The sequence below is a fragment of the Candidatus Dormiibacter sp. genome, from assembly GCF_050999135.1.
GTDB classification, from domain to species: domain Bacteria; phylum Chloroflexota; class Dormibacteria; order Dormibacterales; family Dormibacteraceae; genus Dormiibacter; species Dormiibacter spiritus.
Genome location: NZ_JBPCPN010000011.1, coordinates 39,827 through 57,869 on the forward strand (window position 1 = coordinate 39,827; position 18,043 = coordinate 57,869).

General features: G+C 67.4%; 21 protein-coding genes and 1 pseudogene. 6 read left to right on the forward strand and 16 right to left on the reverse strand.

Going from position 1 to position 18,043, the window contains the following annotated elements; genetic code table 11:
* The first annotated feature begins 71 nt into the window (after positions 1-71).
* Both ACR2MZ_RS02875 and ACR2MZ_RS02880 read left to right on the forward strand, forming a co-directional pair.
* Entirely contained in the window at positions 72-1,619 is a 1,548-nt protein-coding gene (locus ACR2MZ_RS02875) for a DHA2 family efflux MFS transporter permease subunit (RefSeq protein ID WP_434003560.1), read from the forward strand.
* On the forward strand, positions 1,606-2,193 hold the full coding sequence (locus ACR2MZ_RS02880; RefSeq protein ID WP_434003561.1) for an acyl-CoA-like ligand-binding transcription factor: 588 nt from the start codon (positions 1,606-1,608) through the stop codon (positions 2,191-2,193). The genes ACR2MZ_RS02875 and ACR2MZ_RS02880 overlap by 14 nt, the downstream gene beginning before the upstream one ends.
* Positions 2,194-2,371: 178 nt before the next feature.
* On the opposite strand, the gene ACR2MZ_RS02885 is transcribed toward ACR2MZ_RS02880, so the two are convergent.
* The 5 genes from ACR2MZ_RS02885 to ACR2MZ_RS02905 form a co-directional block, all read right to left on the reverse strand.
* On the reverse strand, positions 2,372-2,797 hold the full coding sequence (locus ACR2MZ_RS02885; protein WP_434003562.1) for a DUF6157 family protein: 426 nt from the start codon (positions 2,795-2,797) through the stop codon (positions 2,372-2,374).
* A gap of 3 nt (positions 2,798-2,800) precedes the next feature.
* Positions 2,801-3,433, reverse strand: a complete 633-nt coding sequence (locus ACR2MZ_RS02890; RefSeq protein WP_434003563.1) for an SRPBCC family protein — start codon at positions 3,431-3,433, stop codon at positions 2,801-2,803.
* A gap of 19 nt (positions 3,434-3,452) precedes the next feature.
* Entirely contained in the window at positions 3,453-4,283 is an 831-nt protein-coding gene (locus tag ACR2MZ_RS02895; RefSeq protein ID WP_434003564.1) for a putative hydro-lyase, read from the reverse strand.
* A 69-nt stretch (positions 4,284-4,352) separates the two neighbouring features.
* Positions 4,353-5,021, reverse strand: coding sequence for a response regulator (locus ACR2MZ_RS02900; protein ID WP_434003565.1), 669 nt, complete (start codon positions 5,019-5,021; stop codon positions 4,353-4,355).
* A complete protein-coding gene (locus ACR2MZ_RS02905) occupies positions 5,018-6,166 on the reverse strand; it encodes a sensor histidine kinase (RefSeq protein WP_434003566.1) in 1,149 nt (382 codons plus the stop codon). Before ACR2MZ_RS02905 ends, ACR2MZ_RS02900 begins: the two co-directional genes overlap by 4 nt.
* 173 nt (positions 6,167-6,339) lie before the next feature.
* Between ACR2MZ_RS02905 and ACR2MZ_RS02910 the strand changes: the two genes are divergently transcribed.
* Both ACR2MZ_RS02910 and ACR2MZ_RS02915 read left to right on the forward strand, forming a co-directional pair.
* The gene (locus tag ACR2MZ_RS02910; protein WP_434003567.1) at positions 6,340-7,536 is read left to right on the forward strand and encodes an ABC transporter permease; all 1,197 of its coding nucleotides are present in this window, start codon (positions 6,340-6,342) and stop codon (positions 7,534-7,536) included.
* A gap of 42 nt (positions 7,537-7,578) precedes the next feature.
* Entirely contained in the window at positions 7,579-8,271 is a 693-nt protein-coding gene (locus ACR2MZ_RS02915; RefSeq protein ID WP_434003568.1) for an ABC transporter ATP-binding protein, read from the forward strand.
* A gap of 26 nt (positions 8,272-8,297) precedes the next feature.
* On the opposite strand, the gene ACR2MZ_RS02920 is transcribed toward ACR2MZ_RS02915, so the two are convergent.
* From ACR2MZ_RS02920 to ACR2MZ_RS02970, 11 genes are all read right to left on the reverse strand, one after another.
* Positions 8,298-8,612 (reverse strand): GlsB/YeaQ/YmgE family stress response membrane protein, encoded by a 315-nt coding sequence (locus tag ACR2MZ_RS02920; RefSeq protein WP_434003569.1) that lies wholly within the window; start codon positions 8,610-8,612, stop codon positions 8,298-8,300.
* Between the two features lie 6 nt (positions 8,613-8,618).
* Entirely contained in the window at positions 8,619-9,512 is an 894-nt protein-coding gene (locus ACR2MZ_RS02925) for an acetyl-CoA carboxylase carboxyltransferase subunit alpha (RefSeq protein WP_434003570.1), read from the reverse strand.
* A 2-nt stretch (positions 9,513-9,514) separates the two neighbouring features.
* Positions 9,515-10,330 (reverse strand): acetyl-CoA carboxylase carboxyltransferase subunit beta, encoded by an 816-nt coding sequence (locus tag ACR2MZ_RS02930; protein WP_434003581.1) that lies wholly within the window; start codon positions 10,328-10,330, stop codon positions 9,515-9,517.
* 32 nt (positions 10,331-10,362) lie between these two features.
* A complete protein-coding gene (fabG, locus tag ACR2MZ_RS02935) occupies positions 10,363-11,109 on the reverse strand; it encodes a 3-oxoacyl-ACP reductase FabG (RefSeq protein ID WP_434003571.1) in 747 nt (248 codons plus the stop codon).
* Between the two features lie 20 nt (positions 11,110-11,129).
* Positions 11,130-12,080, reverse strand: coding sequence for an ACP S-malonyltransferase (gene fabD / locus ACR2MZ_RS02940; RefSeq protein WP_434003572.1), 951 nt, complete (start codon positions 12,078-12,080; stop codon positions 11,130-11,132).
* Complete coding sequence (locus ACR2MZ_RS02945) at positions 12,071-12,991, reverse strand: beta-ketoacyl-ACP synthase III (RefSeq protein ID WP_434003582.1); 921 nt, start codon at positions 12,989-12,991, stop codon at positions 12,071-12,073. The genes fabD and ACR2MZ_RS02945 overlap by 10 nt, the downstream gene beginning before the upstream one ends.
* A 120-nt stretch (positions 12,992-13,111) precedes the next feature.
* Complete coding sequence (locus ACR2MZ_RS02950) at positions 13,112-13,369, reverse strand: acyl carrier protein (protein WP_434003573.1); 258 nt, start codon at positions 13,367-13,369, stop codon at positions 13,112-13,114.
* Positions 13,370-13,381: 12 nt separating this feature from the next.
* A complete protein-coding gene (fabF, locus tag ACR2MZ_RS02955) occupies positions 13,382-14,638 on the reverse strand; it encodes a beta-ketoacyl-ACP synthase II (protein ID WP_434003574.1) in 1,257 nt (418 codons plus the stop codon).
* A gap of 120 nt (positions 14,639-14,758) precedes the next feature.
* The gene (locus ACR2MZ_RS02960; protein WP_434003575.1) at positions 14,759-15,745 is read right to left on the reverse strand and encodes an ABC transporter permease subunit; all 987 of its coding nucleotides are present in this window, start codon (positions 15,743-15,745) and stop codon (positions 14,759-14,761) included.
* Positions 15,742-16,644 carry an ABC transporter ATP-binding protein gene (locus ACR2MZ_RS02965; protein WP_434003576.1) on the reverse strand — a complete coding sequence of 301 codons (903 nt, stop codon included), beginning with the start codon at positions 16,642-16,644 and terminating at the stop codon, positions 15,742-15,744. The genes ACR2MZ_RS02960 and ACR2MZ_RS02965 overlap by 4 nt, the downstream gene beginning before the upstream one ends.
* Positions 16,644-16,991: a GntR family transcriptional regulator gene (locus ACR2MZ_RS02970; RefSeq protein ID WP_434003583.1), complete on the reverse strand. Its 348-nt coding sequence runs from the start codon at positions 16,989-16,991 to the stop codon at positions 16,644-16,646. The genes ACR2MZ_RS02965 and ACR2MZ_RS02970 overlap by 1 nt, the downstream gene beginning before the upstream one ends.
* Before the next feature lie 619 nt (positions 16,992-17,610).
* Between ACR2MZ_RS02970 and ACR2MZ_RS02975 the strand changes: the two are divergent.
* Both ACR2MZ_RS02975 and ACR2MZ_RS02980 read left to right on the forward strand, forming a co-directional pair.
* Positions 17,611-17,820, forward strand: a pseudogene (locus ACR2MZ_RS02975) (Tn3 family transposase); the annotation flags it as partial.
* Positions 17,821-17,884: 64 nt separating this feature from the next.
* Positions 17,885-18,043: Tn3 family transposase (locus tag ACR2MZ_RS02980; protein WP_434003584.1), on the forward strand; the 159-nt coding region annotated here is incomplete at its 3' end.

Genomic DNA, 18,043 nt, shown 5'->3' on the forward strand with positions numbered 1-18,043 from the left:
CCAATGTCCACCTCTTGCAATTTTAACAGTCTCTCTATAATGATAGTTCCATTCAATTGGAGGTGACTGCCATGTTGACCAAGGACCCGCGCCGCTGGTGCGCGCTCGGCGCACTGGTGTTGGCCGTTCTCGCGATCGGTCTTGATGGCACCGTCTTGAGCGTGGCGTTGCCCACACTAGCCGCTGCCCTGAGGGCCTCCGAGTCGGACCTCCAATGGTTCTCCTCCGGATACCTGCTGGTGCTGGCGGCGGCGATGCTTCCGGCTGGGCTGTTGGGCGACCGCTGGGGTCGCAAGAGGGTGCTCCTGGCATCCCTGGCCATGTTTGGAGCCGGCTCGGTGGCGTGTGCCTACGCGCCCTCGCCGGCGGCCTTTATCGCCGCTCGGGCCGTCCTCGGACTCGCCGGCGCCGGCCTTGTAGTGATGGCGCTTTCTGCGCTGACAGGCCTGTTTAGCCAAGAGGAGCGGCCGCGCGCGGTCGGGATCTGGGCGGCGGCCAATTTCCTCGCACTGCCGCTGGGACCAATCTTGGGTGGCTGGCTCCTGACGCACTATTGGTGGGGTTGGGTGTTTCTGATGAACGTGCCGGTGGCTGTGATTGGACTGATCGCCGCCTTCGCCCTGATGCCCGAGTCTCGCGCCGCGGAGCGCCCCAGCCTGGACCCGGTAGGCATCCTGGCCTCGAGCGCCGGGCTTGTCGCGCTGACGTACGGCCTTATCCAGGGCGGGCGGGACGGCTGGGCGCAGGCCGCCACGATCCTCCCCATTGCCGGCGGCGTGCTGCTCCTGGTCGGTTTTTTCCTCTGGGAGAATCGACTGACCAACGATCCGGTGGGTAGGCCGTTGATCGACGTCTCTCTCTTTCGGTCCGCGTCGTTCACTTGGGGTGTGGTGCTCAACGCCATCGGGGCTCTGGGCTTGATAGGCGTGCTCTTCACGATGCCCCAATATTTCCAGGGTGTGGTGGGAGCCGACGCCATGGGCTCAGGGCTGCGGCTGCTGCCGCTCATCGGCGGGATGTTGATCGGCGCCGTGCCGGCCGACCGGGCGGCCCGGCTGGTGGGCGCCAAGGTGGCGGTGGCAATCGGGTTCGCCGTCCTGGCGGCTGGGCTGCTGTTGGGAGCGACCACCGGGCTGTCCTCTGGCACCGGATTCGTAGGGCTCTGGCTGGCGCTGGTGGGGGCCGGCACAGGTCTGGCCCTGGCCACAGCCGCGTCTGGAGCGCTGTCCCAGCTTCCCCAGGAGCGAAGCGGGGTCGGCTCCGCAGTTATGCAGGCGCTCCAGAAGACCGGCGGTCCCTTCGGCTCGGCTGTGCTGGGCAGTGTCCTCAGCTCTGCCTATCGAGCACGAGTCCCGGCCGAGGGCCTGCCCCCCGCCGCCGCGGCGGCGGTCCGGGAAAGCGTCTTCGGTGGAATTGCGGTGGCTGACCGGCTCGGCTCCGGCGCCCTGCTCGAGTCGGTCCGCAGTGCGTTTGTCGCCGGCATGGACGCCGCTCTCCTGGTCGCGGCAGCTATCGCAGCCAGCGGTATGGCGCTCACGCTCGTCTTCCTGCCTGGGCAACGCGCGTCCACCGCCAGTCAAGCCGAAGCGCCTGCTGAGGAGCCGCTTGCCGCCGGCTGACGCGCAGGCGCTGGGCCTGCGAGAGCGCAAGAAGGCGAAGACGCGCGCCACCATCCAGCGGCATGCGCTGCGCCTCTTTCGAGACCAAGGCTACGAGGCCACCACTGTGAATCAGATCGCGGAGGCGGCTGAGATCTCCGAGAGCACGTTCTTTCGATACTTTCCGAGCAAGGAGGCGGCGGTCCTGTGGGACGACCTCGACCCGCTCCTGTTGGAGGCCTTCCGTGGGCAGCCCCCGGACGCGCAGCCGGTGGCAGCGTTTCGCGCAGCCATCCGATCGGTGTTCGGCGGCCTCACGGCGGCTGAGCAATCGGAACAGCTGGAGCGTTGGCTCTTGATCCAGTCGGCACCAGAGCTTCGGTCCGCTGCTCTCGAGCAGCTCTTCGATGGGATCCTGCAGGTCGGCGAGCTGGTCGCCGAGCGAGCCGGCCGCAGCTCCCGAGACATCGGGGTTCGCGCTCTCGCCGGCGCGGTGATCGGCGTCATCATGGCAGTGCTGCTCGACCCAGAGGCGGATCTCGTCGAGGCTACGGACGCGGCGCTGGCGCAGCTTGAAGCCGGCTTCCCGCTGTAATCGCGAGCGGACTCCGGCACCGCGACCAGCCGGCGTCCGTCCGAGTTCGGGGGCTGGTCGCTGCCGCCGTGGCCGGTCGCCCCGAGGTGGCACGCCCTTGCAGCGTCCAGCCGAGGAGTCTCTGCGGTGAGCCAGTGCGCGGGACACAGGTCCACGCCCAGCCATAACGGTCGATCGCCTAGCCGCGACTGGAGCGGAAGGCCTTGAGACGTTGGCCGAGGCTGGGGGACGCTTCGCAGCTGAACTGCTGGTACTCGGATGATTCGACCGGGTAGAGCGCGACCTTGCCCGCGCTGTCGAAGTGGAAACCCCAGCCGTACTTCCGGGCGAGCGGCGACGTGCGAAGGCAGGGCTGTGGCTGGGCGAAGAATTCCTCGCGCATCGGGGCCCCGCTAGCTTTCAGCTCGTCGGCCGGCACCTGCTTGTGAAGGACGTGAGTCTGGAACAGCACGTCCTCCTGCGTCAATTCGTATGGCTTTTCAGCCAGCAGCTCGTACTGGATGACGGCAACCGACTTTTTCCTGTCTGCTTTGGACTCGGGTACCACGCTGTGGCTAACAGGGCAGTCCTCCGCGACAACGATGAACGTATCGATGTAGTTCACGAGCTAGCCGCGTTCGAGGCGGCGCCCCACCGCGACGCCTACGAGCGCTAGGAGGAAGCCGGCACCCAGCCCGATCAGAAGAGACCGCGTGTTGTCGGTGCCGGCTGCTGCCGCCGCGGGGCGGAAGACCGCTCCGGCTGGGGCTGGAACGCCAGAAGTGCTCGCCGCGGGGACGTGCGTCGGCTGTTGTGCCGGACCCTCGGTCAGCACTCGATCGAGGGCCGCGAAGAACTGCTCGCTGGTGCGCCTCGACGCGGCCACGATCATCCGCTGGCCAACCCCGGCCAGCGCACCGGTCACCGTCGCGTCCGCGTCGTACCTCAAGAACGTACCGCCGCCATCGCGCTCGCCCAGCCGCACCGAGGCAACCACTTCCACATTCCCGCCGGAGCCTCGGCCCGAGCCGCGGAGCACGCAGGCTTCCGGCTCCACCTTGTCCTCCGCTGCGAAAGTGCCTCTGTACGTGCCCTTCACGGCACCCACGCCAACCGCCGCTGTGATGGCATAGCGGTCGGGCGCCGTGACCTCCAGGCTCTTCACGCCGGGCAGCGTTGAGGCCAGGGTTTGAGGATCCTGCAGAGCTGCCCAAACCCTGTTCCGCTCAGCGCTGAAGCTGTGGTCGCCGCTGACCTTCATGTCTGGCGCCTGCGCCGGCTCAGCTCAGCTCGCGAGGCAGGTCGGTGACGAACATGAAGCCCGGCTCGTGCGTGATCATCAGCTCGGGCGCACTCTTCAGGGCCGCGGCCTGCGGGGTCACGCCGCAGGCCCAGAAGACAGGCACTTCGCCAGGCCGCAGCTGAACCGGGTCGCCATAGTCCGGACGCCCCAGGTCGCGAATGCCGATCTCGGCCGGATCGCCGACATGCACCGGGCTGCCATGGGCGAGCGGATAGCGCGCCGAGAGCGTCAGCACGTCGCTCAGCCGCTCGGCCGGCATCGGCCGGAAAGTGACCACCATCGGGCCCTGATAAGACCCTGCCGGAAGGCACTGGATTGAGGACCTGAACATCGGGACCGTGGTGCCTTGTTCCACATGACGCAGCGGCAGACCCGCCTCGGCCAGCGCGTGCTCGAACGTGAAGCTGCAGCCGAGGAGGAAGCTGACGAAGTCGTCCCGCCAGATTTGGCGCAAGTCGTGGCGCTTCTCGGCCAGCCGGCCCTCCCGGTAGACGCGGTAGCCCGGAACGTCAGTCCGCAAATCGGCACCCGTAGCGCAGCGGCCCGGAGCGTATTCCCCCGGCGGCAGGATCTCCAGCACCGGACACGGCTTCGGATTGCGTGAGCAGAACGCCGCAAACTCGGCAGCGCCCGCCGCCGGCAGCACGACCAGGTTGGCCTGGTGGTACACGGGGCAGTGCCCGGCCGTGGTGCGCCGGAAATCGCCCGCGCGAATCTGCCCCCGCAAATCCGCAGGGGATTGGATGCGGTCGTCCCTCCTGGCTGCGCCCGCCTGAAGGCCGGATTCCGCTCGTTGGCTGACCGCCATGATCCCGAGATTAGCGCGGCCCGCCCCCGGCTGCCTGACCCGCGCGAATGCGCAGGTCATGGCTGAAACCTATTGACCATCGCCAGGCACCACCAGACCGCTCTCGTATGCGGCCACCACCAGCTGGGCCCGATCGCGCGCGTATAGCTTCGACAACACGCGTCCGATGTGCGTCTTCACGGTGGCCGGGCTGACGAAGAGCTGGGCGGCGATCTCGTCGTTGCTCTTGCCGCCGCCGACCAGGGCCAGGACCTCCCGCTCCCTCTCCGTCAGGCTTGACAAATCGCCGCCTGACACCCGTGGTCTGGCGGGTCTGCCGGCGAACTGGGAGATCAGACGGCGGGTGACGGTGGGAGAGAGGAGAGCCTCACCCGAGGCGACCACATGGATGGCCTGCAAGAGATCGGGGGGTTCGATGTCCTTCAGCACGAAGCCGCTGGCACCTGCGCGGAGAGACTCGAAGATGTACTCGTCGGCTTCAAACGTAGTCAGGATTAGCACTCGGACCGACGCTAGCTCGGCGTCGGCGACAATCCGCCGAGTCGCCTCGATCCCGTCCAGCAAAGGCATGCGGATGTCCATGAGGACCACGTCAGGCCTTGTCTGGGCGGCGAGAGCCACCGCCTCCTCACCGTTGGCCGCCTCAGCCGCGACCTCGATCCCAGCTGAGCTCTCGAGGAGGACCCGAAAGCCGGCGCGAACGAGAGCCTGGTCGTCCGCCAGCAGGACGCGTATCACTCAGCGGCTCCGATCGGCAGCCAGGCGCTGACCTCGAAGCCTCCGCCGGCCAAACTGCCGGTCTTCAGTGAACCGCCCGCTGCGCGCACCCTCTCGCGCATGCCGGCCAGCCCCCGGCCGGCTCCCTGGCGGCCGTCGGCGCCCGAGTCTCGTGCACTGCCGCCGTCGTCCTTGACCTCGACGGTGACCGCCTCCGGGTGTCGCCTGACTGTTACGCTGGCCCCGGCCCCGGGGGCGTGGCGGACCACGTTGGTGAGCGCCTCCTGGATGATGCGGTAGGCAGTCAGATCCACTGAAGCCGGCAGCGCGCCGGCCTCTTGGTCGAGGCTCAGCTCGACCTGCACGCCGGCGCGCCGGACCGACTCGATAAGCGAGGAGAGCTGGTCCAGACCTACCGCCGGCGCCAGCGGTTCCGCCTCGTCCGTCTGCCGGAGCAAACCCAGGATGCCCCTCAGGTCGCGCAGCGCATCCCCGCTGGCGGCTCGGATCGCGAGTAGAGCGGCGCGCGCCTCCTGCGGACGCTGGTCCATCACGTGCACGGCCACCCCCGCCTGGACATTGATCATCGCGATGCTGTGGGAGACCACGTCGTGGAGGTCCCGGGCGATCCGCAGGCGCTCCTCGGCGATCCGGCGCAGCGCCTCCGCCTCGCGCGTCTCATCAGCGCGGCTGTCTGCTCGCGCCCGCCACTCAGCCGCCGCCTGGCCCGCTGCCAGGCAGGCGACAGCGCCGAGAGCGATGAACAGCTCGGAGGTGCGATCGACAGGACCGCGGAGCAAGGCGCCGGCCGGAAACAGGATGACGATGGCTACGGCGAAGACAAGAAACCTCAGCCGGGCGCCGGCGGTGCCTGAGAGGTAGGCAGTCACCCACAAGCCCACGAAGTAGGAGCTGTCGGTCGGGTAGCCCAGCCAGTAATAGGCCAGGGTGCACAAGAGCGAGGTCGCCAGCGCCGCCACCGGCCAGCGCCGGGCGAGTGCGCCCACGGCTGCGGCCACCACCGCCAGGCTGATCGCGAAGGCGTCGAGTGGCCGGCCGAGGTGGGTGGGGCCCAACGCCGTCCCCAGCACCGTGACGAGCAGCGCGACAGCCGCAGCGGCGGCCGGCCTCAGCCAGCGGGATGCCGCCGTGCTCCAGGCGTTCACGGCCGCGATCGTACCGCCGCCCTCGATCGATGTCGTCCTCCCAGGGTCTGATCCAACTACCACCCAGGGAGTACACGAACAACCATCCCGCGGGGGGACGACGGTTACAGCGGTCAGCCCTGATGCTCGAGTTGCGGCGCCAAATGCCGACAAAACCATCAGGAGGAACCACAGTGAGAGAGATCTTTCGCAACCTGCTCCGCCGCAAGCTGCGGTCGACGCTGACGATCTCAGGGATAGTCATCGGCATCTTCGCCCTGACGACCATGGGCTCTCTGGCCGAGCACTTCAACTCGCTGCTCGACATCGGCGTCCGTTACGCCGGCGCCACCATCCCGGTGCAGGCGCCCCCCGAGCAGCAGGGCGCCCTGCTGCCGCTCACCAAGCAGGGGGAGATCGCCCGGGTTCAGGGGGTGGCCGCCGTCCACCCGACTTATCAGGTGCCTGCCAAGCCGGGCGGCTCGGCGATCCAGCTCGGCGCCCCCGACCTGATCACCAACCAGCAGACGGGCGCCGAGCAGTACGGTCTGCCAGCACCTAACTTCGCCGTCGGCCGAGACCTCGCCCCCGGGCAGCAGGGGGAGATCGTCCTGGGCCCAACCATCGCCGGAGACCTGGGCACACGGACTGGCGATACTGTCGCGCTGCCGGTCAAGCCCCCGGGGGCCCGGGAGGACTTTGTCAGCCATCCCTTCAAAGTCGTCGGCGTCCTGACCAAGAACGGCCAGACCGACACCTTCGGCTACGTCAGCGACGCCGACGCCCGGCTGCTGCTGGCCGACACTCTCTCGCCGACGGTCCGCTCGGCCATCGACGTGAACACAGTGGCCCAGGGCTTCGCAGTCTTCCCGGCCAAGGGCACGTCGCTGGCTCAGATGGATGCGATCGCTGACCGTGTGAACGCGCAGGTTTCCGGCGTCCACGCGCAGAAGCCATCAGAGCTGGTGGCGAGCTTCAAGAGCGCGAGCACAACTTTCACAGCTGTCTTCACCGGCGCCGCCATCCTGGCGCTGATCATCGGTGGACTCTCGGTGGTGAACACGATGATCATGGCCGTCAGCGAGCGGATCCGCGAGATCGGGCTCAAGAAGGCTGTGGGCGCTCACACCGGCCAGATCATGCGCGAGTACATGCTGGAGGCGGCAGTGATCGGTGCCCTGGGCGGCCTGGTCGGCTACGCCCTCGGGCTGGGCCTGACGACACTGCTCGACGTGCTGGGCGCGTCCAGCAACCTCGACATCTTCCTGGTCACGCCTCGCCTCACCGCTATCGCCCTCGGGTTCGCAATCGGAATGGCGACGCTGGCCGGCATCGTGCCCGCGCTGCGGGCGGCCCGGCTCGATCCGGTCACCGCTCTGCGCAGCCTCTAACCATCCGCATTCAGAAAATTCAGACCAAAGGAGAGCACTGAAATGGCCACCATCGAGCTCGTCAACCTGACTAAGCGCTACCGGCAGGGACCGCATATCATTTCCGCGCTGGACGGCGTCGATCTCCGGATCGAGAGCGGTGACTTCGTCTCCATCATTGGCCGCTCGGGGAGTGGCAAGACCACGCTGCTGGACCTCACTGGGCTGCTGCTGCGGCCGAGCTTCGGCACCGTCCTGCTGGACGGTACCGAAACCGCCCGGCTGAGCGATGGCCGGCGTGCCGACCTCCGCGGGCGGCGACTCGGTTTCATCTTCCAGGAGTACAACCTGCTGCCGGCGCTGAATGTGCTGGAGAACGTGACGCTTGCCTGCAGGTATGCCGGCCTCGACCGCCGGGAGGGCCGGCAGCGGGCGCGGCAGCTGCTGGAGTTGGTCGGACTGGAGGAGCGCTTGGGCCACGGGCCTGACCAGCTGTCGGGAGGCCAGCAGCAGCGGGTGGCCATCGCCCGGGCGCTGGTGAACCGGCCCGCTCTGGTGCTGGCCGATGAGCCCACCGGCGCCGTCGACACCCAGACTGCCGACGAGCTGCTTGGGCTCATGCGGCGGCTGAACCGCGAGGAGGGGGTCACTTTCGTGATAGTCACCCACGACCTGGATCTCGCCCACCGCACCGACCGCATGGTGCGCCTGCAGGACGGCGTGGTGGTGTCTGACGAGCGGCTCAACGCCGCGTAGGTACAGCCCCGGTCCTCACTCGGAGGCTATGTACGGCGGGAAGGGTTCCTGCCGAACACCAGCCGCAGGAGGGCCAGCAGCACCACTGCGCCGAGCAGCGCCACCACCAGACTGGCCACAAAGCCGTAGGTCTGGTCCCCCGGCAAAAAGAGGTTGACCAGGAAGCCGCCGATGGCGGCGCCGGCGACACCGACTATCACGTCAAGCAGGCAGCCAAAGCCGCGGCCCCTGACCAGCCGGCCCGCGATGGCGCCGGCCAAGAGCCCGATCACCATCCAGCCGAGGATGCCCAGCGGCGGCGACAAGACCAGTGCGGCGCGAGCGGCGACGGCCGGCGCCATCAGCTGCTACGAAACCAGCCGTGGCTCGACCTTGGGGCCGAACTGGGGGTGGGCGGTGACGAGCGAGTCGATGTAGCGGAACCGCTCGTAGCGGTGCTGCAGAAGATCCCCCGGCCGCTGCTTCAGCAGCGGCTCCAAGTTGCGCCAGATCGCTTCGCCCAAAACCTGGGCCGTGGCATCGTGGTTGCTGTGCGCCGCGCCGCCCGGCTCGGGCACTATCTCCTCCACGACACCCATGGCGATCAGGTCCCGGGAGGTGATCTGGAGCTGCTCGGCCGCCTCCACCTTGAGCGAGTTATCCCGCCAGACGATCGAGGCCGCTGATTCCGGCGAGGCGACCGAGTAGATGGCGTTCTCCAGCATCAGCACACGGTCGGCGACCGCCAAGCCCAGGGCTCCACCGGAGCCACCCTCGCCGATGACCGCGCACACGACCGGGACGGGGATCTGGAACCACTCCTGGATCGCCGTTCCGATCGCCGATGCTATCCCGCGCTCCTCCGCGCTGGCGCCCGGGTAGGCGCCCGGAGTGTCGATCAGAGTCACGATGGGAAAGCCGAACTTCGCGGCTTGGCGGGCGAGTCGCAGCGCCTTGCGGTAGCCCTCTGGATGCATCATGCCCCAGTTCCGGCTGACCCGATCGGCCAGCGACCGGCCCTTCTGATGGCCCATGAACATCACTGTCCTGCCGTGCCAGGTGCCGACCCCCGCCACCAGGGCGGGATCGTCGCCGGTCAGCCGGTCGCCGTGCAGCTCGACGAAGTCAGGGGCCCAGCGCTGCAGGAAGTCGAGAGAATAGGGGCGGTTGGCGTGGCGCGCCAGCTCCACCACCTCCCAGACACTGAGGAGCGAGCGAGTGCTCTTCTCTTCAATTGCCTGGTGTCGGTCCGGCTGCCCCACGCTCAACTTCTCCCTGCATGCGAGTACAAATCCAGCAAACGGGCGAGGCGGCTTCGCAGCTCGGTGCGCGGCACGACCTGGTCGACCTGGCCCGAGCGCAGCTGGAAGGCAGCGCTCTGAAACCCCTCAGGAAGATCAGCGTACGTCGCCTGCTTGATCACCCGGGCCCCTGTAAACCCGATTGCAGCGGAAGGTTCAGCCAGGTTCACATCGCCCAGCAGCGCGAGCGAAGCGCTCACGCCGCCAAACGTGGGGTCGGTGAGCAGCACGAAGTAGGGCACGCCTGCCTGGTGCAGGCGTCCCACCGCCGCGTTCACCTTTGCCATCTGCATCAGTGCCAGCACACCCTCCTGCATGCGGGCACCGCCCGAGGCGGTGACGAGGAGGTACGGCAGCCCGCTCTGGGCGGCCTGCTCCAGCCCGCGGGCCAGGCGCTCCCCGGCCACGATCGAGAGAGTGCCCCCGACGAAGCGGAAGTCGAAGACGCTGAGCCAGAGCGGGTGCCCGGCCAGCTTGGCGGTGCCCGTCCTAACAGATTCGTTGAGGCCCTGCTGCAGGGCTTGGTCGATGGTCTGCTGATAGGACTTCGGCAGCCGCCACTCGAGCAGGTCGTGGCCTCGGATGTCAGCCCAGCGCTCCTGCCACGTGCCGGCGTCCGCCAGCAACGCAAGCCAAGCCTCGGCATGGAGCCGGAAGTGATGGCCGCAGTGGCAGACGTAGACCTGCTTTTGCAGCTCTCTTGCGATCAGCCCCACGCCGCAGCTCGGGCAGTTGGTGCCGATGGCGATCGAGGGCAGCTTGCCGCCCGCCGCCGGCACTTCGCGCAAGACTCTTGGGGCCGGTGCCGGCACTAGAGCGACAACCCTCCGTCCACCACCAGCACGTGGCCGGTGATGAACGCCGCTTTGGCCGAGCAGAGGAAGGCTACGGCGGCTGCGACGTCCTCAGCCGTTCCCTCCCGCTTCAGAGGCGTCTGCTCGACCAGGGCTTTCAGCATCTCGGCGGTGACTGAGGCCCGCGTCAGCTCGGTGCTCACGAAACCAGGCGCCACCGCGTTGACTGTGATCCCGCGAGAGCCGATCTCCTTGGCGATGGACTTCGTGAAGCCGATCAGGCCCGCTTTAGCCGCCGCATAGTTGGCCTGGCCGGCGTTCCCGGTGATGCCCACAATGCTGGTCATATTGACCATGCGGCCCCACCGGGCCCGAAGCATCCTGGACATCACGGCTTTGGTGGTGTGAAACGCGCTGGTCAGGTCGGTCTGAAGGATGTGGTCCCAGTCCTCCTGCTTCATCCGCAGCAGCAGGTTGTCCCGCACGGCGCCAGCGTTGTTGACCAGGACGTCAACCTGGCCCAGGCCGTTCACCATCGCTTGGACGGCCGCTGGATCGGACACGTCGCACTGCACTGCGACGCCGCCGATCTCGTGTGCCGTCTCTTCCGCGGCGGCCTTGTCGGAGCGGTAGTTGACGACGACGCGGGCGCCCATGGCCGCCAGCTCGCGCGAAACTGCGGCTCCGATTCCCTTACCCCCGCCCGTGACGAGCGCGGTCCTTCCTTCCAGATCTGCCTTCCGGCCTCGCTCCGGTTCGCTCACGGGAGGGGTTCGCGGAACACTTAGGCGGGAACGCCGTCAACGAAGTCGACGAACAGCTCATCGGCGTTCCATGTCTCGACGCCGGCGATGTGCTTGGCAGCCAGGCTCGCCAGCACCCGACCGGGCCCCAGCTCGACCACCGTCTTCACCCTCATCTGGTGCATCGACACCATTGTCCGCGCCCAGTCCACCGGCCGCAGGAGGTGGTTGGCCAGCTCGAACTTGAGCTCCTGCAGCGATGCGATCGCCTGGCCTGTCGCGTTGGCGAGGATCGGGAAGGTTGGCATCTGCACAGGCAGCCGGTCAAGCACAGCTTTGAAGGCCGCTCCCGCCTGCTCCATCAGGGGCGAGTGGGCGGGGAGCGGAATCGTCAAGATGAGCGCCCGCCGGGCGCCGGCCGCGAGAGCCAGCTGTTCGGCGCGCTCCACCGCGGCCATCTCACCGGAGAGCACAAACTGCACATCGGCATTGCGGTTGGCCATGTAGAGAGACCCCAGTCGAGAGGCCTCCTGCCGGATCGCCTCCACCCGCTCCTCCGTCAGCCCGACAATCGCGAGCATGCCCCCGGTGCTGTGAGCTGTGGCGTCGGCCATGATTCGGCCGCGCTCTTTCACCAGCACCAGGGCGGTCTCCCAGGAGATGGCTCCGCCGGCGGCAAGCGCCGTGAACTCACCCAGAGAGTGGCCGGCCATCACCTGTACCTCTTCCATGCCGTAGCTCTCACGCCAGATCTCGTAGGCGGCCCAGCACACGGTCATAACGCAGGGCTGGAGCACGTCGGTGCGGTTCAACTCGTCGGCCGGCCCTTCGAAGCAGAGCCGGCGAATGGGCATGTCGAGCACCTGCTCGGCTTGCGCGAAGACACGGCGTGCCGCAGGGTAGCGGTCGTACAGCTTTCGCCCCATGCCCGGACGCTGCACGCCCTGGCCGGGGAAGAGCAGGGCCACCGGCCCCGCCAGCTTCACTCCCACTCGAGCAGGCACGCGCCCCAGGTGAGGCCCGAACCGAAGCCGGCGAGAAGCACCTGGTCACCACTCTTGATCCGGTTGGTCTTCAGCGCGTCACCCAGCGCCAGCGGGATGCTGGCCGTAGAGGTGTTGCCGTACTCGTCAAGGTTGACCTGGACCTTCTCCATGGGCAATCCCACGCGCCTTGCCGCCGCCTCGATGATGCGCCGATTGGCTTGATGCGGTACGAAGAGGTCGATGTCCTCGATCGCCGCCCCGGCGGCGTCCGCCACCGCGTAGGCCTGGCGGATGAAGATGTCCGTGGCAAACTTGAACACATCAGGTCCCTTCTGAGCAATCAGAGGTTGGCTCTGCTGGGCGGCATAGGCCCCGCGTGGGATGTCGCCGGCGGTCACCTTGTCATAGCCACGCCCGTCGGATCCGAGGCACCAGGCGCGGAACCCGGCGCCCCGCCGGGCTGCCCGCACGACTGCCGCGCCGGCGCCGTCGCCGAAGATGATGGAGGTGGCTCGGTCCTGCCAGTCGAGCATGCGCGAGAGCACCTCAGCCCCGATCACCAGCACCGTGTCGGCCCTGCCGCTGGCGATGTAGGCGTCCGCCAAGGAGAGGCCGTAGACAAAGCCCGTGCAGGCGGCCAGCACGTCGAAAGCGCAAGCGCCGGGGACGCCCAACTCGTTCTGCACCCGGCAGGCGACGCTCGGGAACGGCCCGTCAGGCGAGGACGTGGCGACCACTATGAGGTCCAGCTCTTCGGCTGAGACCTCCGCGTTCTGCAGGGCCTCGCGAGCGGCGTGAGTGGCCAGCTCGAAAGTGGTGGTGCCCGGCTCGGCGATGTGCCGGCGACGGATGCCTGTGCGTTCGACTATCCACTCGTCGGAGGTTTCGACGATCTTGGCCAGATCCGCATTGGTCATCACTCTGTCCGGCGAATAAGTGCCGACGCCGGCGATCGCAGAGGGCCGGCCCTGGGAGCGAAAGGCGCGCAGCGGCACGGCGTCAGAGCGCACCCGCGGAGCGGTCCTGAGAGCCATCGCTCAGGCCCCAGCCCGCTCGGCGTGGCGGGCTTCCAGGAACTTCCAGAGATCGCCGACGTTCTTCATCGCCTCCAGCTGCTCCTCGGGCAGCTCCACGTCGTACTTGTCCTCGACGGCTGAGATCAGCTCGACCAGATCCAGGGAGTCCGCCGCCAGGTCGCGCTGGAAGCTGACGTTCATCTGCACCTGCTCGGGCTGAACGCCGAGGATCTCGGCGGCCAGTTCCTGCAACTCCTTGAAGTCCATTGCTTCGGTCATGCGGGATGTCTCCTAGTTCAGGCCGGGCCGGCTCAGGACCAGCGTGGCGTTGTGACCGCCGAATCCGAAGGAGTTGGAGATGGCGACATCGACTTTGGCCCGGCGCGCTTCGTTGGCCACGTAGTCGAGGTCACACTCCGGGTCCTGCTGATCCAGGTTGATCGTGGGCGGCACCACGCCCCGCTCAATCGCCAGCACGCAGGCAGCTGCCTCGATCGCGCCGGCCGCGCCCAGCAGGTGCGCGTGGACCGACTTGGTCGAACTCACCAGCAGTTTCTCGGCGTGGTCGCCGAAAACTTCCTTGATCGCCTTCGTCTCAGCGATGTCGCCCAGCTTGGTCGAGGTCCCGTGAGCGTTGACGTACTGGACCTGCTCAGGCGCGACGCCCGCCTTCTGGAGCGCCTTGCGCATCGCGCGCTTGGCGCCCGCGCCCTCGGGATGGGGCGCAGTGTAGTGGTAGCAGTCGGCGCTGGCACCGTACCCGGTTATCTCGGCATGGACGTGAGCCCCACGCTTTTGCGCAAACTCAAGGTCCTCCAGCACGAATACGACAGCTCCCTCGCCCATGACGAAGCCGTCGCGACCCAAATCCCAGGGTCGGCAGGCCCGCTCAGGATCGTCGTTGCGCTCGCTTACCGCCTTGATCTGGCAAAAGGCGCCCATCGTGAGCGGGGTGATGGTCGCTTCCGCGCCGCCGGCGAGCATCGCCTTGGCGTCGCCGCGCTTGATGATCTCAGCCGCTTCGCCTAGCGCGTGACCGGAGGAGGCGCAGGCGCTGACGATGGCGTAGTTAGGGCCACCCGCGCCGGTTTGCATGGCGACCACCCCAGCCGCCATGTCGGCGATCATCATCGGCGTCGTGAACGGCGAGATTCGGCGCACACCGCGCTCCAGCAGCGCAGTGTGGTTCTTCTCGATCTCCTGCATGCCGCCGATGGCGCTGGAGAGGATTACTCCAACATCGTCAGGATCCATCTCTCGCGGGTTGAGGCCGGCGTCCTGAAGGGCGTCCTTGGCAGCCGCCAGACCGAACTGGCAGTAGCGGCCCAGGTGGTGGGCTGTCTTCTTGTCCATGTACTGCTCAGGCTCGAAGTGCTTGACCTCAGCAGCGATCTTGGTGGAGTAGGCGGCTGTGTCGAAGCGTGTGATGCGGCCAACGCCTGAAACGCCCTCCACCAGGTTCGACCAGACGGTTTCCAGGTCATTCCCGATGGGGGTGATGAAGCCGAGGCCGGTGACGGCCACCCGGCGACCATTGCTTGTACTCATTGGACTTCAGGCTACGGACCTGAAGTCCAATAAGCACGCGCTGGCTGTGGCAAAAAGATGCCTAAAGATTGGACCTCATGTAGAGATGTTCCGCCGAAGGCCAGGAGACTGGGCGGCGCTTCAGCCGGCGCTTCGAGCGCGAACCCACCACACGGTGAAGGCCAGCAGCAGGACCGCCAGGCTCAGAAAGATCGCCGCCTCGATCGCTTGGAAGGTCCAGAACCGGCTCGCCGGGTGAAAGTCGACATAGCTGAGATAGCCGTGCGCCTGGATGTACGCGTCGGCCCCGCCTTTGGTGTTGCCGGCGCCATTCGAGGCAGTGCTGTAGAGCTGAGACAGCTCAGCGTTGCTCAGCCGATGGTGGGTGCTGTCCATCAGGCCGCCGTCGAGAATCCAGTCGCCCCGGCCGTCGGCACGGGGATCCGATCCGGCTGTCGCAGTGAAGGCTGTGACCGTGGTGACCGGCGCCAGGTAGTTCGGGCGGAGGAGGAATTCGACTGGGAAACGGACCGCCAGGAACCCGAGCAGCGTGATGGCCATGGCCGGCACAGTCCTGCGGACAACGGTCCCGACCGCAGCGCCGAGCGCGAACGCAAACAAGGCGTACGCCGTCGGCGTGAAGCCCTCGAAGTCAAAGCCAAGTGGGAGGAGACGGCCCTGGACCTGGTCGACCGGGGAGCGCCACCATGTCATCGCAGCGGTGAAGGCGCCGGCGATGATCGCGCAACCGATGACGAGGAGGAAGAGCTTGATGGAGATCCAGCGCAGGCGGGTGATGCCCTGGGTCCAGACCAGCCGGTGGGTGCCGCGTTCGAGCTCGCGGGCGACGAGAGGGGCGCCGACGAAGATGCCGACCAGCGCCGGCATGAAGTTGAAGTAGGCGATCAGGCCATCGAACGTCGCCTGGTTCTCAAAGCCGCGGAGGAGACCCTGGCAGCTGTGCTGACGGTACGCGTCCCCGGTCAGGCTGAGGCATTCATGAACCTGGCCATTGAAAGCCGCCCTCATGGGGAGGCCGGTGAGCGCGAGAAAGCCGCCGACCAGGCCGAGCGCAACGATTGCGCCGACTGCCTCCATTCGGTGCTGGCGCCACGTCAGCCAGGTCACGGGATCCACTCGGAATCGCTGACGACCTGAGGTTCGGGCAGAGCGTGAACCCCAGGGGCGCGAAGGTAGGCCAGCACCACGTCCTCCAGGAGAACGTCAGAGACAGTCCACGAGGGGTCGTAGATGTGGCCGTTGGTCCGGACCAGCAAGGTGGTCTGGCGATCCGTGTGGAGGGCCTGCACGACGGAGTGCACCTTGCCGACGGACTCACCGTCGCAGCGGGGACCGGTCAGGAGCTTGTGACGGGCCACCATTTCGTCAGTGTCCCCGGCCAGCTGGACGTGTGCGGCCGAGAGGATGACCAGGTAGTCGCAGACCCGCTCCAGATCGGCCAGGACATGGGAGGAGAAGACAACAGTTAGTCCACCCTCGGCGACTGCCTCCATCAGGCCCTCCATGAATTCCCGCCGAGCCAGAGGATCGAGGCTGGCCGCGGGCTCATCGAGGAGCAGGAGTTCGGGACGCTTCGCGAGGGCGAGAGCCAATGCGACCTGCGACTGCTGACCGCCTGAGAGCTTGTCGGTGCGTCGATGCAGGGGAACGCCGACCGCGCTCAGGCGGCGGCGTGCGAGGGCGTCGTCCCAGCGTGGATTGAGCCGCCGGCCCAGGGCGAGCATCTCTTCCACCGTGAAGCGGTAGAGCGGGCGATCCTGGGCAAGGAATCCGACTCGAGCCAGGACCACTGTCGGTTGCCGTCGCGGTGACCAGCCGAACACCTCCACGTCTCCGGCGGTTGGCGCGATCAGGCCCACCGCCAGGTGCAAGAGGGTGGTCTTGCCGGCGCCGTTGGGACCTACCAACGCCGCGACCCGACCCGGCGGGATGTTCAGCGTGCAGTCTCGGAGCGCCCAGGTATCCCCGTAGCGTTTGCTGAGGCGTCGGGCCCGGAGCGCCTCCATCACGCAATCTCCTCCCGGCTGTGGCTGCGCAGGCAGACGGCGATGAAAGCTTCGATCGCCTGGCTGTCCATGCCGGCGCCGTGGGCCTCGTCCAGCCAGCTGTCAAGCTTTGCCCCCAGTGCCGTCTGATCAGCCGCAGTGGGACCGGCAAGGGCGCGGAGCACAAAAGTGCCCTGACCAGGCCGGCTGGCAACCAGTCCTGCACGTTCCAGCTCGCGGTACGCCTTCAAAACGGTGTTGGGATTGATGGCCAGGTGGGAGACGACTTCGCGCACGGTCGGCAGCTGATCACCGGGCCGGAGCATCCCTAAGCGGAGGGCATGCTGCACCTGGCGAACCAGCTGCATGTAGGGGGCCACGCCAGACCGAGGCTCGAGGTAGAAGATGATGGTTTGAGGCACTTGTGCTATGTCCATAGGATGATAGCACATAAGCCTGGGTGTTCGAGGCGCCGCTGACCTTGGTGATTGCGCAGCCGCACTTCCGCTTGGACGTGATCGACCTCGGCCTGGCGACGAACGCCAAGCTGGCCCGGGAGCGGGATCGCAACCAGGTCCACGCGACGGCTGGCCCATCGGTATCTGTTTCGCCAGCGGGCTCAGCACAGTCAAGGGGGCCGGGTCCTACGGTTCGCTCCCGAGCCCGGTGAATGGCTCGAGGATCTCGCCGGCCCGCACGAGCGCGTGCAGTACGATCCCGACCGTCAGATCGCTGACGGGATCAGTCAGAGTAGGTCGGACATGACCCCACCTGACCTTCCGGACTACTCTCATCACAATCGAGACCACTGGACCCAAGCGAACGCACGCTACACAGCGGGGTGGGCTCGCAGTCGCTGGGCGCAGGACCACGTCCAATGGGGCGTCTGGCATCAGCCCGAAGAGAAGGTTCGCGCACTGCCCGACATCCGCGGCCGCGACGTCATCGAGCTCGGTTGCGGGACTGTCGGTGGCGCTCTACGCCGCCGTGCTCGCCCAGGCCTGCAACCTGGGTCCCACCCGCATGGCCGAGGTCTCCGACCTCTCGTACCGCCAGTTGGCCTGGGCCACCGAGTGGTTCCTGCGCGAGGAGACGCTGAACGCCGCCAGCGCCGAGATCGTCAACCACCACCACCGGCGCTGGCTGGCCCAGGCGTGGGGCGGCGGCACGCTGTCCTCCTCGGACGGTCAGCGCTTCCCGGTCGCGGTCAAGAGCGCGAACGCGGCGTCGCTGCCACGCTACTTCGGGCAGGGTCGGGCGCATCACCGCCTACACTCACGTCTCCGACCAGCACACGGCCTACGCCACCAAGGTGATCGTCGCCACCGACCGCGACGCCACCTACGTGCTGGACGGCTGGCTGGACAACGAGACCGAGCTCCCGATCGTGGAGCACACCGCCGACACCAACGGTTTCACC

Excerpts from the sequence above, each read along its gene's own strand:
- ACR2MZ_RS02920 (WP_434003569.1), bottom strand. The coding sequence starts at position 8,612 with ATGGCGCCGGCCGTCGCCGCTCGCGCCGCACTGGTCTTGTCGCCGCCG.
- ACR2MZ_RS02965 (WP_434003576.1), bottom strand. The coding sequence starts at position 16,644 with ATGGAGGCGCTCCGGGCCCGACGCCTCAGCAAACGCTACGGGGATACC.
- ACR2MZ_RS02890 (WP_434003563.1), bottom strand. The coding sequence starts at position 3,433 with ATGAAGGTCAGCGGCGACCACAGCTTCAGCGCTGAGCGGAACAGGGTT.
- ACR2MZ_RS02950 (WP_434003573.1), bottom strand. The coding sequence starts at position 13,369 with ATGACCGAAGCAATGGACTTCAAGGAGTTGCAGGAACTGGCCGCCGAG.
- ACR2MZ_RS02875 (WP_434003560.1), top strand. The coding sequence starts at position 72 with ATGTTGACCAAGGACCCGCGCCGCTGGTGCGCGCTCGGCGCACTGGTG.
- ACR2MZ_RS02895 (WP_434003564.1), bottom strand. The coding sequence starts at position 4,283 with ATGGCGGTCAGCCAACGAGCGGAATCCGGCCTTCAGGCGGGCGCAGCC.
- fabF (WP_434003574.1), bottom strand. The coding sequence starts at position 14,638 with ATGAGTACAAGCAATGGTCGCCGGGTGGCCGTCACCGGCCTCGGCTTC.
- ACR2MZ_RS02945 (WP_434003582.1), bottom strand. The coding sequence starts at position 12,991 with ATGACCAATGCGGATCTGGCCAAGATCGTCGAAACCTCCGACGAGTGG.
- ACR2MZ_RS02915 (WP_434003568.1), top strand. The coding sequence starts at position 7,579 with ATGGCCACCATCGAGCTCGTCAACCTGACTAAGCGCTACCGGCAGGGA.
- ACR2MZ_RS02970 (WP_434003583.1), bottom strand. The coding sequence starts at position 16,991 with ATGCAGCTGGTTCGCCAGGTGCAGCATGCCCTCCGCTTAGGGATGCTC.